This window comes from Streptomyces tsukubensis (genome assembly GCF_003932715.1).
Lineage (GTDB): Bacteria > Actinomycetota > Actinomycetes > Streptomycetales > Streptomycetaceae > Streptomyces > Streptomyces tsukubensis.
On sequence record NZ_CP020700.1, the window covers coordinates 7,594,484 to 7,609,598 of the forward strand.

A 15,115-nucleotide genomic window follows, 5' to 3' on the forward strand; every position below is an offset into this window, starting at 1 on the left:
GGTCAGGCGTCCCGGCGGAGCACCCCGGCCAGACCGGCCCGGACCGCGACGGCCACCCACAGGACCTGGACACCGAGCCCACCCCAGGGGCCGAGGGTGCCGGACGGGTTCTGCAGGAGTATCTGCTGGCCCGCGTGGTCGGGGAGGAATTCCAGGAAGCCGGTCTCGCCCGGACCCCCGAAGACGAACGACACCATGATGAGGAAAGGGATGAGAATCCCCATCACCAGCGGCCCGCTCCGCAGCAGGACCGTGAGGGCCGCGGCGAAAACGGTGGTCAGCGCGAGGTACAGGCCGCCGCCCACGATCGCCCGCGGCGCGCCCGGCGAAAGCACCCCCACCCCCTCGGCGCCGAGGAGGGACTGGGCGGTGAAGAAGCAGACGGCGCTGGTGGCCAGTCCCACCAGCAGCGCCGACACCCCGATGACGGTGAGTTTGGCCGTGTAGAGCACCCTTCGCCGGGGCACCGCTGCGAGCGACAAGCCGATGCCTCTCGTGCGGTACTCCGCCGCGACCGCCATCGCCCCGAAGCAGATCGCCGCGATCTGTCCCATGGCGAGACCCGCGAACGATGCGTACAGGGGATCGAAATCGTCCCCGGTGCGTACCTCCTCGGTCATGGTCGCGTTGGCGAGGACCGTGAAACCGACCGTCGCCACGAAGACCAGGGCCAGGGCCGCGCAGAGGGACCGAACCGTGGTGATCTTCAGCCACTCGGAGCGCAGGGCCGCGGCGAAGACCGCGGTGGAAGCGGGCCCGGCCCCGGGCGGGCCGGCGGGCAGCGGCGGTGCGGCCCGTCCGGCGGCCGGCGGTCCGGTCGCCGGGGAAGAAGGGCAACCGATGGGGGAGCTGGTCATGGTCGTGCCTCCGGGATTCGGGTCGGTCGTGCCGCGGCGGTGAATTCGGCCTCACCGGCGGTCAGGGCGAGGTATGCGTCCTCCAGAGACGGCTCCTCCGCGGCGAGTTCGAGCACGCTCAGGCCCTCCCGGGCGGCGATCGGGCCGATGTCGGCGAGCCCCGCGCCCTCGACGGTCCACCGTCCGTCGTCGCTGACGGAGAAGGAGTGTCCCTCCGCGGTCAGGACCGCCCGCATCCGCTCGCCGTCCGTGGTCCGCAGCCGTACCCTCGGGACCGTCCAGGTGGAAACGAACTCTTCGAGCGGGGTGTCGGCGAGGACTCTGCCTTTCCCGAGCACCACCAGATGATCGGCGAAGGCGCTGGTCTCGCCCATCAGATGGCTGGAGACCAGCACCGTCCTGCCTTCCCCCGCCAGGCTCCGCAGCAGTGCGCGGATCCAGGTGATCCCTTCCGGGTCCAGGCCGTTCGACGGCTCGTCCAGGAGCAGCACGCCCGGATCACCGAGCAGAGCCGCGGCGATCCCGAGGCGCTGGCGCATACCGAGGGAGTACGTTCCGATCCGGCGGTCGGCGGCACTTGCGATGCCCGTCTGCTCCAGGACCTCCTCCACCCGGCGGGCCGGGATCCGCCCGGCCGCGGCGAGCACTCTCAAATGCCCCTGGGCGGTGCGCGAACCGAGCGCTGCCTGCGGGTCGAGCAGCGCGCCGACCGTGCGCAGCGGGTCGGCCAGCGAGCTGTAGGCACGGCCGCCGATGGTGCAGGTGCCCGAGGTCGGCCGGTCCAGGCCGACCATCAGGCGCATGGCGGTGGATTTGCCCGCTCCGTTCGGTCCGAGGAATCCGGTCACCCGGCCGGGGCGTACGCTGAACGTCACCCCGTCCAGGGCCCGGATCGCCCCGTACTCCTTCGTCACTCCGACGACATCAACACTGGTCATGGCTGCAAGCCTGGTCGAGGCGGGCCCGTGGGACATCCCCGGCCGGAGGGATTCGTCTCCCACTGCCGGGTGTACCGGTTTCCCCCGTGCGGGGGAGCCGCCCGGGGCCGCGCGCTGGCACGATGAGTGGATGCCCAGTCTGTTCCGACCCCTGATCCGCTCTGTCACCTACACCCGTGTGCTCCACGTCCTCATCGGGACGATTCCCTTCGGGATGTGGATGTTCGTCATGGACGAGCATCTGTATGTGCCGTTCGCGCTGATGGCGCTCGCGGGACTCGTGCCGGCGGCGCGACTGGCCGAGGGACTCCAGGCCCGGCTGCTGCTGACCCGGTACGGCTACCGGGACCCGGCCTCCGGCATCACCGTCGCGCCCTCGCGGACCTGGGCCGACCGGGGGCGGACGGTGGTCTGGCTGGAAGCCCGGATGGTCCTCGGACTGCTGACGGGCTATCTGACCGTCAATCTGCTGGGGCTCGCCGTCGACCTCGTCCGCGGCACCGTCGGCGGGCCGGGCCGGATATCCCTCATCGGCCTGCCCGGCGGCTCCGGTTGGCCGGAGGTGCTCGCCCTGCTGCCCATCGCCCTGGTGGCCGTCTGCTGGGTGGGGATCGGCGCACTGGCCGCGCTCCTCGGCCGACGGCTCCTCGGTCCGTCCGCCCAGGAGCGGCTGACCGCCCTGGAGGAGCGCACCGAACAACTGCTGGAGCGCAACCGCATCGCCCGCGAACTGCACGATTCGATCGGGCACGCGCTGACGGTCGCGGTGGTGCAGGCCAGTGCGGCCAGGGCGGCGGGCAGCCCGGAGTTCACCGAGCGGGCGCTGACCGCCATCGAAGAGACCGGTCGGGCCGCACTGGAGGACCTGGAACGGGTGCTCCGCGTCCTGCGGGAGTCGGGGACACCTCCGGGACCGCGCCCTTCCCTCGCCGACACCAGCCGGCTGCTGGAGTCCGCGCGGGCTTCGGGAGCGGAGGTCGACATGGAGGTGACCGGGCCCGTGGGACAGGTGCCGGGGCCGGTGTCCCGGGAGGGATACCGGATTCTCCAGGAGGCGCTGACCAATGTGCTGCGCCACGCGGGACCCGTTCCGACCCGGGTGCGGATCGCCGTGACCGGCGAAAAGCTGGAACTGGAGGTGGCCAGCCCGCTCCGGGAGCCTGCCCGGCCCGGACGGGGCAGCGGTCTGCGCGGGATCCGCGAGCGGGCGGCACTGCTGGGCGGGGTGGCCGTCACCGGCCCGCGGGACGGCGAGTGGCAGGTCAGAGTGGGGCTGCCGTTGAGCGGGCCCGTGTGAACACCGTAGCGCCGCTCTCTCCGAATGAGCCGCGGCCGCCGCAAGCGGGCACCGCTCCGGGCCGGTACCCGCCGAACGGCTGCCCGGCGGAGTCCACAGGAGACGGGGCGGACCGTGGTGGGCGGACGCCCGGCGGGCTTGCGGCCGCCCCCTCCGGCACCGGCCGCCCTTACGCTGATCCCGTGCCGATCTCCGTACTCCTCGTCGACGACGAACCCTTGGTGCGCGCCGGTCTGCGCGCGGTCCTGGAGGCCCAGCCCGATATCGAGGTCGCGGGCGAAGCCGCCGACGGCGCCGCCGTGGTCCCACTGGTACGCCGGCTCCGCCCCGATGTGGTGGCGATGGATGTGCGGATGCCCCTTCTCGACGGCATCGAAGCGACCCGTGCCGTACTGCGCTCCGTCGAGGCGCCCCCGAAGATCCTGGTCATCACCACCTTCGAGAACGACGAGTACGTCTATGAGGCCCTGCGCGCGGGCGCCGACGGCTTCCTCCTCAAACGCGCCCGGCCCGTGGAGATCGTGCACGCGGTGCGGCTGATCGCGGAGGGCGATTCGCTGCTCTTCCCCGCCGCCGTACGCGCACTGGCGGCCGAGTACGGCGGCGGCGCGGCCCGCGCGGCCATGGAGCGCGCCGGGCTGACGGAGCGTGAGGAGGCGGTGCTGCGGCTGATGGCGCGCGGCCTGACCAACGCGGAGATCGCGGCACAGCTCATCCTCGGCACCGAGACGGTGAAGACCTATGTGAGCGCGGTGCTCGCGAAACTCGGTGTGAGAGACCGCACCCAGGCCGTGATCGCCGCCTACGAGTCGGGCTTCGTGGCACCCGCCTGACCGTGCTGCCGCCTCCGCCGAGGCGCTCCCGACCGTATGTCGGTGGCGGCTGCTTGGATGGGGAACTCCCGTGCCCGCGGAACCTGTACGAGCCCACAGGGGCCCTCACCGGTACCCGGCCGGGAACCCTTCACACGTCGTCGGCCCAAGGGGGAACCCGATGTCCCTGCACGAAATCGAGGACCTGGTCGCCGACTCGGTTCGGGTCCTCGACGGTCACACCGCGCCGGACGACCCGGGTGTCCGGGACCGGTTCACCGCGCTGTACGGCTTCCAGGCCGGATACGACTGCTCGTTCACGCACTTCCGCGTGATGGACATCCTGCTGCGACGCCGGTACACGTACCGCTTCCCGGTCGACCGGCATCCCGACTACGCCGAGCGGCACGCGTACTTCGACGCACTGGCCGAGTTCATGGGCCTGCGGACCTTCGACGAGGAGGCACCCGGCTTCGAGGGCTACGACTCCTGGCTGGAGGACGGTTACGTCGACCCGCCGTTCCTCTACTGCGACGCCGGTACCGCCTTGTGGCGGCGCATGGCCGCCGCCGGTGAACTTCTCGGTCCCGACGCCGAACCACCACGGCGCGTCCGGCTGATCGACGTGGTCCGTGAGATCGCCGTCGCCGCCGAGCAGGAGGGGGACCGTGAACTGATCGGCACGTGGTACGCGTTCGGCTGCGAAACCCTGCTCGGCGGTCCCGCGGGCTGCCCCTTCGACGTCGACGAACTCGCCGAGATGCCTGCCGTACGGGACCTGCGCGACGTGGTCCGCCGTACCGGGGCGTCGGCCGCCGCGGAACGGATGTCCCACGCGGTTCCTGTGGAGTTCACCGATCGCCAGGACCTCGCAGCCTGGTGGTGGGAGCTCTGACAACCGGCCCCGGACCCCGACCCCGACCCCGACCCCGACCCCGGACCCCGACCCCGACCCCGACCCCGGACCCCGACCCCGACCCCGGACCCCGACCCCGACCAGCGTTGCGGTGTCTGCTCCCCGTCAGTGGGAGCCGCTCCAGGGGGCGGGCACAAAGGTCCAGGTGACCTCGGCGGGGCCGGGGCCCGAGTTGCGCCAGGTGTGGGGCTCCCGGCCGGAGAAGGTCAGCGTGTCCCCGGCGGCGAGCGACTCGGTGCGGTCCGTGAAGCGGACGGAGACTTCACCGCTGACCACGTGCAGCACCTCCACCTCGCAGTTGATCGTGTACAGCTCGTCGCCCCCGTGCGCGCCGGGCTCCAGCAGCGACCGCAGCACCTGGACCTTCGACTGAGCACGGGGAGTGACCAACCGGTCCTCGACGCCGTGGCCGCCCATGTTGAGTCGCGGGGCCGTGTCGAGCCGGATCACCTCGGTCTCGGCCCCCTCGAAGAGCGAACCCACCGGCAGTGACAGCACCTGGCAGAGGGTGACCAGGGACGTGACGCTCGGCGAGGTCTCGTCACGCTCGACCCGGCTGAGGAATCCCCTGGTCAGACCAGTGGCAGCGGCGACCTGCTCGATGGTGAGGCCCTGAGCCTTGCGGCAGGCCCGCAACCGCGCCCCGACCCGGACCGGATCGGCGGACGGCGTCGGGTGCAGCGCTTTCATCGAAGTCCTCGCGTCGCTCGTTCGGCTTCCGGACCACCCTTGACAAGGTGGTGACTCAGGGCAAACACTACCCGGAATGAAAGTTGCCTAATAAGCATTCTTTGTTGTGTATAGGTAACTTCCCTTCTGGTTACAGATCCGAGGTTCCGATGAACGCCGTCGAACCCCCCGGGCCCCCGGTCGGCCCCCCGGACGCGAGTCTGAGCCCGCGCTACGCGGGAATCGCGACCTTCGCCCGACTGCCCCGCCTGGACGACGTTCCGCGCGCCGACATCGCCGTCGTCGGTGTCCCCTTCGACAGCGGGGTCAGCTACCGGCCTGGCGCCCGCTTCGGGCCCGCGCACATCCGTGAGGCGTCCCGGCTGCTCCGCCCGTACAACCCGGCGCAGGACGTGGAGCCCTTCGCCGCCCAGCAGATCGCCGACGCGGGCGATATCTCCGCCAACCCGTTCAACCTCGACGAAGCGGTCGCCCAGATCCAGGCTGCCGCCGAAGAGCTGACCGCGGACGGCACCCGGCTCCTCACCTTCGGCGGCGACCACACCATCGCCCTACCGCTGCTGCGCGCCGTCGCGAAGCGGCACGGCCCGGTCGCCGTGCTCCACTTCGACGCCCACCTCGACACCTGGGACACCTACTTCGGTGCCCCGGTCACACACGGCACCCCCTTCCGCCGCGCCTCCGAAGAGGGCCTCATCGACCTCACGGCCGGTCTGCACGTGGGCACCAGGGGCCCGCTCTACTCCCGCCAGGACCTGCGGGACGACGAACGCCTCGGATTCGCCGTGATCTCCAGCCCCGAGATAGAGACCGAGGGCCTGCCCCGGGCGATCGAACGCATGCTCGCCCGCCTGGGTGACCGCCCCGTGTACCTCTCCATCGACATCGACGTCCTCGACCCGGCTCACGCCCCCGGCACCGGGACCCCCGAGGCGGGCGGGATGACCAGCCGCGAACTGCTCGCGATGATCCGCGCCCTTCGCGGAACGAACCTGGTGGGCGCCGATGTGGTCGAGGTGGCCCCCGCCTACGACCACGCCCAGCTCACCGCCGTCGCCGCCGCCCACACGGCGTACGAAATCCTCTCGGCGATGACCCCGGACCACCTCCCCCGCCGGACGACCGGTCCGGCGACCGCCCCCGGCGAAGTCCCCGAGACCGACCCCCGGACCGCCCCCGGGACCGACCCCGCGAACGACCTCAAGAACGACCCCACGAACGGCAGGGGAATGCGATGACCTCCTCGGACACCGCGACTCAGCGCGAATCTGCGATCGAACAGCATTCGATCGACTATGTGCCCTCCTCGGAACGGCACGGCAAGGTGTGGCACCAGGGACCGTTCTGGTTCACCGGCAACTTCGTCCTGCCGACGATGGTCGCCGGGTTCGTCGGCGCCTCCATGGGACTGAGCGTCTGGTACAGCGTGCTGGCCATCGTGCTCGGCGTCGGAGCCGGCACCTTCTTCATGGCCTTCCACGCCAACCAGGGCCCCCGGATGGGCCTGCCCCAGATGATCCAGTCCCGGGCACAGTTCGGCAGCCGCGGCTCCACGGTGCCCTTCGCCGCGACCGTCTTCGTCTACGTGGGCTTCCTGGTCTTCGACACGGTCCTCGCCAAGCAGGGCCTGGGACTGCTGCTGCCGGGCGGAGAACTGTTCTGGTACCCGGTCCTGATCGCGCTCTCCATTGTCATCGCGGTCGTCGGCCACGACCTGCTCCACTTCGTCCAGCGCTGGCTGACCTACCTCCTGGTCGTCGTCTTCGCCGTGCTCACCGTGGTCGCCATCGTCCACTTCGGCTCCAACCCCACCCCCGCCGATGTGCCCGCGGCCACCGCCGGCTGGGACCTGACGGCTTTCCTCGTCCAGTTCTCCCTGGCCGCCGGATACAACATCAGCTACTCGGTCTACGTCTCCGACTACACTCGCTACCTCCCGGCGAAGGTGCCCGCGCGGAAACTGATCACCGCGGTGTACGCGGGTGCCGCGTTCTCCGCCGTCTGGCTGATGTCCCTGGGCGCGATCCTCGCGAGCTATCTGCCGGACCCCGATCCGATCACCGCCCTGCGCGAGGTCGGCGACCTGCTCTTCCCCGGCTTCGGTCTGATCGTCGTCATGACCTCGGTGCTCGCCCTGATCTCCATCATGGGGGTCAACGCGTACGGTGCGATGCTCACCGGCGCCAGCGCCCTCGACGGCTTCCGCAAGGTGCGCCCCACCGTACGGCTGCGCGTCGTCGGCCTGATCGCGGTCGGCCTGCTGTCCCTGGTGGTGGCCCTGCTCATCCCGGACGACTACATCGGCAGCTTCAACAACTTCGTGCTGATGATGCTCTACTTCCTCGTCCCGTGGACCGCGGTCAACCTGGTCGACTTCTACTTCGTCCGCCGCGGGAAGTACGCCATTGCCGAGATCCTCAAGCCGGACGGTATCTACGGCCGCTGGGCCTGGCGGGGCGTCACCGCCTACGTCATCGGGTTCGCCTCGATGATCCCCTTCTTCTCGACGAGCTTCTACGTCGGCCCCGTCGCGGACGCCCTCGGCGGCGCGGACTTCTCGTTCGCCGTCGGACTCCTCGTCTCCGGCGTGCTCTACCTGCTGTTCTCCCGGAACCTGGACCATGAGGCGGAAGCCGCCGCCCGCGCGGCGAGCGAAGCCGAACTGGAGGGCGCGGCCGCAAGGGAGGAATCCGTACGATGAACCCGCAGCCACCCCGCCCGGACACCGGACGGAGCACCGAGGTCACCGTCGCCGTCTGCCAGATCGCCCCACGGGTCGGCGACACCGAAGGCAACCGGGCGCGGATCCGCACGGCGGTCGAGACGGCGGCCGAGCGCGGCGCACAGGTCGTGGTCCTGCCCGAGCTGGCCGCCACCGGCTATGTCTTCACCGGTGCCGAAGAGCTGCGGAGCGTCGCGGAGCCGCCGGACGGCGACACCATCAGGGACTGGGAGGCGCTCGCCGCCCGCCACGGCCTGGTCGTCGTCGGCGGCTTCGCGGAGCGCGGCGAGAACGGCCGGGTGTACAACGCGGCGGCCCTCGTCGACCCGGCCGGGCTGCGCGCCGTCTACCGCAAGGCCCATCTCTGGAACGGCGAGAAGGTCTGGGGCTTCACCCCCGGGGACGGAAGCCCGCCGGTCGTCGACACCCCGTACGGCCGTATCGGGTTCATGGTCTGCTACGACCTGGAGTTCCCCGAGTGGGTACGGCTCGCCGCCCTGGACGGAGCCGAACTGCTCTGCGGTCCCGTCAACTGGCCGCTGTACCCCCGTCCGGAGGGTGAGCGCCCGACCGAGATCGTCCGCGTCCAGGCCGGCGCCTCCGTCAACCGCATGTTCATCGCGGTCGCCGACCGGACCGGCACCGAACGGGGGCAGGACTGGCTCGGCGGCAGTGTGATCGTCGACGCCGACGGCTATCCGCTGACCGCGCCGAGCCTCGGCGAAGAGGCGATCCACACCGCGACCTTCGATCTCGCCGACGCCAGGAACAAGGCCATCAGCGAGAACAACGACGTCCACGCGGACCGGCGCCCCGCGCTGTACACCCGCCCGCGCCCCGGAGAGGAGCGGTCATGACCACCACCGTGGCCATCGTCCAGCAGCCGCCCGCCCTGCTGGACCTGGACGAGTCCCTGCGCCGCGCCGTCGCGCACATCACCGAGGCCGCGCGGTCGGGCGCCGACCTCGTCGTCTTTCCCGAAACCTGGCTGACCTGCTACCCGGCCTGGGTGTTCGGACTCGCGGGCTGGCGGGACGCAGAGGCCAGGCGCTGGCACGCCCGGCTGCTGGAGCAGAGCCCCGTACTGGACCCGGGCGGCGACGACGCCCTCGCCCCGGTCCGGGCCGCGGCCCGGGAGCACGGGGTGACCGTCGTACTCGGCCTCAACGAGCGGGCCGCACCCGCCTCCGGATCGCTCTACAACTCGCTGCTGACCATCGGCCCGGACGGCGGCACCCTCAATGTGCACCGCAAGCTGACGCCCACCCACACCGAACGGATCGTCTGGGCCGCCGGGGACGGTGCGGGGCTGCGCGTCGTCGAGACCCCGGCCGGCCGGGTGGGTTCGCTGGTCTGCTGGGAGCATTTCCACCCCCTCGCCCGGCATGCGCTGCACGCACAGCACGAGGAGATCCACGTCGCCGCCTGGCCCGATATGCCGGAGAGCCATGCGATCGCCGCGAGGTCGTACGCCCTGGAGGGACGCTGCTTCGTGGTCTCGGCGGGCCTGCTGCTCTCCACCGACGACGTCCCCGACGACCTGCTGGCCGCCTACCGGGCCGGAGTGGGCCCCGACGCCCCCGAGGACGGCCTCCTCTTCACCGGCGGCTCCGGTGTCGTGGGCCCCGACGGCACGTGGATCGTGGAGCCCCGGTACGGGGAGGCCGGCATCATCACGGCCACGCTGGACCGCGGCCGGCGCTACGAGGAAGCGCTGGACCTGGACGTCGCGGGCCACTACGGGCGCCCGGACGTCTTCACCCTGTCCGTGGACCGGACACGGCGCGACAGCGGGGTCCACTTCACGGACTGACCGCCAGGCGGACGCACCGTACGCACGCAGGCCCCGGCCGTCCCGGTGACGACCGGGGCCGGCGGGCGCACGCGGGCTCACACCAGGGGTTCGAACGCGGGCAGGGTGAGGGCCGAATGCGCCGGACGCCCCTCCGCCGGGGGCCGGGCAACGAGATGGCGCAGCATGTCGTTGCGTTCCTCCAGGGCCCGGGCGGTGGTGGGGAAGAGTGTGGCACTGCCCGCGCCGACCAGCTCCTGGTTCACGGTCACGAACCCACGCGTGTCGTGCTCGTAGGCAGCGAAGCCCGCGGCGTGGTCCCGGCCGGCCAGGGAAGCGGCGAGCATGTACGCGCCGACGAGCGCGAGGCTCGACCCTTGTCCCGTGAGGAACGAGGGCGCGTACGCGGCGTCGCCCACCAGCGCGACCCTGCCGCTGGACCAGCGGGGCACACGGATCTGGCCGACCCCGTCGAAGAACAGGTCGTCCGCCTCGTCCATGGCTGCGAGCATGCCAGGGACCTGCCAGCCCGCGTCGGCGAAGACCGCGGCGACCAGGCTCCGCTCGGCCCCGGGATTCCGGAAGGCGTCGACCGGCGGTTCCGGATGGGCGAAGTTCAGGAGGGCGTGCACCTCGTCGTCGTCCCCCACCGCGTACAGCGCCGCCGCCAGACCCGGGGCGTTCCACATCACGGCCTCGCGGGAGAGCCCGAAGGTGTTGCGCATGGTGAATCCGGCGAAGCAGTAGCCGAGATACCGGTGGAACTGCTCCTCGGGGCCGAACAGGAGCTTGCGCGTCCGCGAGTGCAGACCGTCGGCACCGAACACCATGCCGAAGGTACGGCTCCCGCCCCCGCGGAAGGTGATATCGACTCCGTCACCCGACTGGTCGAGGGTGTCGACGGATTCGTTGAACAGGAACTCCACGTCGTCGCGGACCGCCGCGTGGAGAGCGCCCGTCAGATCTCCACGCCGCACCTCCAGGTCCCGCCCCGCGACCCCTCCCGTGACGGCGTACGGGTCGACCGAGGCCACCTCGCTGCCGTCCCCTTCGAGAAATGCCAGCCGGCGCAGGTCGATATGGGCGTCGCGCAGCCGCGGCAGGATCCCCGTCCTCCGGACGACTTCGAGTGCGGTGCCGCGTACGTCGACGGGGTAGCCACCGCCACGGAGTGCGCCCGCCTTCTCCACCACCGTGACCGCGTATCCGTAGCGGTTCAGCCAGAACGCGAGTGCGGTCCCCGCGACGCCGGCCCCGGATATCAGGACCGTACGCCTCGGTGTACTACGGGCACCCTTCGACAGACCGGTGCGGGTCATTCTTCGACTCCTTTGCTCAGGGTACGGGCGACCAGCAGGGACAGTGCGGTGACGGCTCCGGCCACGACGAAGCCGGTGACGAAGGCCGATTCGGCCGGGACATCCGACCCGGAAGGGGTACCGGCGGTGAGGATCGCACCACTGATCTGGACCCCGACGGCGAAGCCGATCACGCGGGTCACCAGGACCAGGCCGGTGGCAATGCCGGTGTCACCCGGATCGACGGCCGTTGCGGTGCCGGTCACCAGAGCCGTCACGCACAGGCCGTTGGCGAGCGCGATCATCGCCTTGCCGACGACGAGGTGCCAGACCTCGCTGTGCGCGGCCGCCAGAGCGAACAAGGCGGCGGTCATGACGGCGCCCCCCGTACAGACCACGGCACGCGCGCCGAAACGCCGCGCGCCGATCCCGCTCAACGGCCCGGCCAGCGAGGCGACCACGGCGCCCGGCAGCAGGAAGAAGCCGATCTCGGTGGCACCGGCTCCGAATCCGTAGTCGTCGGCGGATACCGCGAACAGCTGCGGGACGAGATGGACCGCCACCGCGGTACCGGCGCATATCACGAACGTCAGCACACACGACTTCCACACCGCGGGCCGTGCCAGCAGGCCCAGATCGACCATCGGCGAGGCCGCGCGGCGCTCAACGGCCGTCCAGCCGGTCACGAGCGCGGCCAGAACCACGACGAGGGCGAGGAGCATGAGTGGCTGCGAGCCGATGATGTCCGGTGCCAGCGCGAGGGCGAGCATGAGCGTCACCAGCGCCGCGCTCAGAAGAAGCAGGCCGGGCCAGTCGACCCCGGCGTCGTCCGGCCGACCCGGCGGATCGTCCGGCATGAGCCTGTTCACCAGCAGGGTGGCCCCGATCACCGCGATCGTGGGCAGCGCGAACATCCAGTGCCGGGACAGCCCTTCCGCCACGGGCCCGGCCGACAGCGTCCCCGCCATCCCGCCGCCCACGAACAACCCGCTGACCACCCCGATGGCCACCTTCGACTCCGCTGCGGGGAGGTGCTTGCGCACCAGGATGAACGACAGGGGCAGCGCGCCCACCATCGCCCCCTGCAGTACCTGACCCAGCAGCAGCACCTGAAGGTTCGGTGCCAGGGCCGACACCAGACCACCTGCACAGACCACCGTCATCAGCCGGATGAGGATCCGTTTTCCGCCGTAGCGGTCGCCCAGCCTGCCTGCGATCGGGGTGACGAGTGCTCCGGTGACGAGGAGCACGATGCTGAGTAACGCCCCTTCGGCGGGGCTCATGTCCAGCTCGCGCTGCAGGAGGGGGAGTGTCGGCGTCACCACTGACTCCAGGGCTCCGGTGGCGACGGCCAGCATGCTCAGAGCCCCGACGGCGGTCTTCCCGATACGGATCGGGGGTGCCGGAACGGTGGTCATGGAAGTCCTTTCCGTCATGGCCGGGAGGGTCAAGGGGGCCGCCCCCTCGGGTGGCGCTGCCCGCCCGGCATCGCCCCCGACCCGAAACTACACTACACCGTGCAGTGTAGAAAGGTTAGGATGCGATCATGCCGACCACGAAGACCCTGCGCGAGGGATCCACGCCGAAGCGGGCCGCGATCCTCGCGGCGGCCCGGGAACTGTTCCTCTCCGACGGCTTCGACCGATCCAGCGTCGATGCGGTCGCCGGCCGCGCCGGAGTGTCCAAACGGACGGTGTACGACTACTTCGGCGACAAGCAGACCCTGCTGCAAGCGGTCGTCGACTCCATCGGCCGGTCGCTGATCGCCACGATCGGACGCACCCTCGACGAAACGCTCACCGACGTCACCGAGTTCACCGAGCTGGAGGACGCCCTGGTGGCGTTCTCGATGACGATCGCGACCGACATGCTCGGCTCGGGGGAGTACGCGACGCTGCAGCGACTGGTCCGGACGGAGTCGGGTCATCTGCCGCACCGGGGCTACAACTCGATGGCAGACACCCCCGACGAGGCGATCGCCGAGCGGTTCGCCGCCTTCGCCGCGGCCGGACTGCTCGAAGTCCCCGACCCCCGTCTCGCGGCCGACCAGTTCATCGCGCTGACGTTCGGCGTCGCGCTGGACAGGCTTGGTTCCGCGAACGCCACGGAGGACGCCCGGGTCCGGCCGCTCGTCGTCGAAGGAGTGCGGACCTTCCTCAGGGCGTATCGAACGGGGCAGCGCTGAGGCACGGTGCATGGGCGCTCCGTCGGGCCATGCGGCGAAAAGCTGTGGGCCCAGCTACCAAGAATTACGACGAGTGGTCGGGGCGCAATTCCCGAGAGTGGACGGACCGGACTGCGGGATCCGGGGGCGGGCGGTGTGCGCTGCGTGCGCTCTCGATGTCGGCGAGGTTGGTCTTGCTCGCAACTATCTGTCGTATCCGTTTCGGACAGATTGAAAAGTAAGGCTGAGGGCAGGGCCTGCGGCAAACTGCTGAGGAGGGCCCGGTAGCTACCGGGTTTTTCGCACCGCTGTGTATTTCAGGCGGTGCGAAAAACCCGGTAGCAGAGAGGGACGGATGGGCCAGCCGAGAGCTTGGCTCAGGTGATTAAACCGCAGGTCAGGCCGCACAGAATTAATTATGCAGGATTTTTGGATCGTTGTGCCATGCCTGGCCGTACAGGTTGGAAGTGATGGCTGGCGTGGAGGCCTACGAGTCTATCCGGCGTTGGTAAGGGGAAAATTAGCCGGAACTCGGCAATGTGATCGCATGCCGTGCTCTATAACTGGTCCAGTTGCCAAGGATCTCATGCTTCACCTGGGTGTACACGGAAGGCACTGATGCGGACCAGCTTCTTGCCGACGCGATTTATGGCGCTAGTGCACTGCCTCGTTATTCCGCTGACTATGTGCGCACTCCATCGCGGATATCAGACCGCCACCTCACGAACCTGCCTCAACTATGTGTCGCGCTTTGTTGAAGTACCGAAGGCTGCCGGCGTCCCCGGCGCCTGCTGCCCCGGTCCCGACAGAGCCCCGCAGATGCGGGGAGCATGTGCCTCTTTGAGAGCGGGCCCGCCTGAGCAGTGGACCATCCCTGCGGATGCTGGGAAGCCCGGGACGGGCGTGGCTGTCTGAGCCCGAAACCAGGTTGACGGTTGATGGCCTTGATCTACTGGGTCCCGTGCCTGATGAAGGTTTCTGTCGGGCGAGAGGCAGTTCGGATGCTACCCGAGGTCGGTCGGCACGCCCTCGGTGACCGCTGATGCCGGCCGTCGAACTGTGACCGGCGAACACGGCTGGGTTGCTCTACCCCCGTCGCGTCACACGTCGATGTCTGAGAACCCCGGCCAGGACGGGGCGCCACGATGAGGACGGCCCCGTGTGTGTCGCAGCAAAGCGTCCACCAGGGCTCGACCGACCAGCCTTCCAAGGAGCTGATCTGCCGCATGTATGACCCTGCCTTCCGCCTGCTGGTCGACCCAGTGCCCTTACCGCAAGGCGGCTCCCGGCGTTCCCGGGGGAGCCTGGCGAACCTGGTGTTGAGGGGGCGGTTGTGGTGACGGTGGAGAGCCTTCTTGTCCCGCTTCCTCCACCGCTCATTGCGTTCTGTCGTGTGTGTGGTCGTGTGACGACGGCGCCGGTGGAGGTCGGGTACGTAGAGCGTGCCAGCGGACCTGGGTTGGTGATGTACGTCTGCCCTGAACACGCCACCACGCTCACGCCTGGGCCTGTGCCGGGCGAGTTGAGCCGGGGCGGAGGTTCCGATGACTGATGTGTCCTCCCTCTCGTGGTTCCGGGGACGGGTTGTGCCGTGGGTGACGCCGTGGTCCGGCGCGCCGGTCCTGGCCG

13 protein-coding genes are annotated in these 15,115 nt (G+C 70.2%); 8 read left to right on the plus strand and 5 right to left on the minus strand.

Annotated features, from left to right (window positions below; translation table 11 throughout):
• Positions 1-2 precede the first annotated feature (2 nt).
• On the minus strand, positions 3-857 hold the full coding sequence (locus B7R87_RS31280) for an ABC transporter permease (RefSeq protein ID WP_130585152.1): 855 nt from the start codon (positions 855-857) through the stop codon (positions 3-5).
• Positions 854-1,795 (minus strand): ATP-binding cassette domain-containing protein, encoded by a 942-nt coding sequence (locus tag B7R87_RS31285; RefSeq protein WP_006344973.1) that lies wholly within the window; start codon positions 1,793-1,795, stop codon positions 854-856. The genes B7R87_RS31280 and B7R87_RS31285 overlap by 4 nt, the downstream gene beginning before the upstream one ends.
• A 130-nt stretch (positions 1,796-1,925) precedes the next feature.
• Between B7R87_RS31285 and B7R87_RS31290 the strand changes: the two genes are divergently transcribed.
• The 3 genes from B7R87_RS31290 to B7R87_RS31300 all read left to right on the plus strand — a co-directional run bounded on the left by B7R87_RS31290 (position 1,926) and on the right by B7R87_RS31300 (position 4,799).
• Positions 1,926-3,092, plus strand: a complete 1,167-nt coding sequence (locus B7R87_RS31290; protein WP_006344972.1) for a sensor histidine kinase — start codon at positions 1,926-1,928, stop codon at positions 3,090-3,092.
• Between the two features lie 182 nt (positions 3,093-3,274).
• Positions 3,275-3,925, plus strand: a complete 651-nt coding sequence (locus tag B7R87_RS31295; RefSeq protein ID WP_006344971.1) for a response regulator transcription factor — start codon at positions 3,275-3,277, stop codon at positions 3,923-3,925.
• Between the two features lie 160 nt (positions 3,926-4,085).
• Entirely contained in the window at positions 4,086-4,799 is a 714-nt protein-coding gene (locus B7R87_RS31300; RefSeq protein WP_006344970.1) for a hypothetical protein, read from the plus strand.
• A gap of 126 nt (positions 4,800-4,925) precedes the next feature.
• Here the strand turns inward: B7R87_RS31300 and B7R87_RS31305 are convergent, their stop codons facing one another.
• Positions 4,926-5,510, minus strand: a complete 585-nt coding sequence (locus B7R87_RS31305; RefSeq protein ID WP_006344969.1) for a helix-turn-helix domain-containing protein — start codon at positions 5,508-5,510, stop codon at positions 4,926-4,928.
• A 149-nt stretch (positions 5,511-5,659) separates the two neighbouring features.
• On the opposite strand from B7R87_RS31305, the gene speB reads away from it, so the two are divergent.
• From speB to B7R87_RS31325, 4 genes are read left to right on the plus strand one after another with little or no spacing between them, the layout of a single operon-like run.
• Entirely contained in the window at positions 5,660-6,748 is a 1,089-nt protein-coding gene (gene speB / locus B7R87_RS31310) for an agmatinase (protein WP_006344968.1), read from the plus strand.
• Positions 6,745-8,211 carry a purine-cytosine permease family protein gene (locus B7R87_RS31315; protein WP_006344967.1) on the plus strand — a complete coding sequence of 489 codons (1,467 nt, stop codon included), beginning with the start codon at positions 6,745-6,747 and terminating at the stop codon, positions 8,209-8,211. The genes speB and B7R87_RS31315 overlap by 4 nt, the downstream gene beginning before the upstream one ends.
• Positions 8,208-9,089, plus strand: coding sequence for a nitrilase family protein (locus B7R87_RS31320; RefSeq protein ID WP_006344966.1), 882 nt, complete (start codon positions 8,208-8,210; stop codon positions 9,087-9,089). Before B7R87_RS31315 ends, B7R87_RS31320 begins: the two co-directional genes overlap by 4 nt.
• Positions 9,086-10,045, plus strand: a complete 960-nt coding sequence (locus tag B7R87_RS31325; protein ID WP_006344965.1) for a carbon-nitrogen hydrolase family protein — start codon at positions 9,086-9,088, stop codon at positions 10,043-10,045. Before B7R87_RS31320 ends, B7R87_RS31325 begins: the two co-directional genes overlap by 4 nt.
• A 77-nt stretch (positions 10,046-10,122) precedes the next feature.
• On the opposite strand, the gene B7R87_RS31330 is transcribed toward B7R87_RS31325, so the two are convergent.
• Both B7R87_RS31330 and B7R87_RS31335 read right to left on the minus strand, forming a co-directional pair.
• The gene (locus B7R87_RS31330) at positions 10,123-11,343 is read right to left on the minus strand and encodes an FAD-dependent monooxygenase (RefSeq protein ID WP_006344964.1); all 1,221 of its coding nucleotides are present in this window, start codon (positions 11,341-11,343) and stop codon (positions 10,123-10,125) included.
• Positions 11,340-12,740: an MFS transporter gene (locus B7R87_RS31335; protein ID WP_006344963.1), complete on the minus strand. Its 1,401-nt coding sequence runs from the start codon at positions 12,738-12,740 to the stop codon at positions 11,340-11,342. The genes B7R87_RS31330 and B7R87_RS31335 overlap by 4 nt, the downstream gene beginning before the upstream one ends.
• 128 nt (positions 12,741-12,868) lie before the next feature.
• On the opposite strand from B7R87_RS31335, the gene B7R87_RS31340 reads away from it, so the two are divergent.
• Entirely contained in the window at positions 12,869-13,507 is a 639-nt protein-coding gene (locus B7R87_RS31340; protein ID WP_006344962.1) for a TetR/AcrR family transcriptional regulator, read from the plus strand.
• Positions 13,508-15,115 lie beyond the last annotated feature (1,608 nt).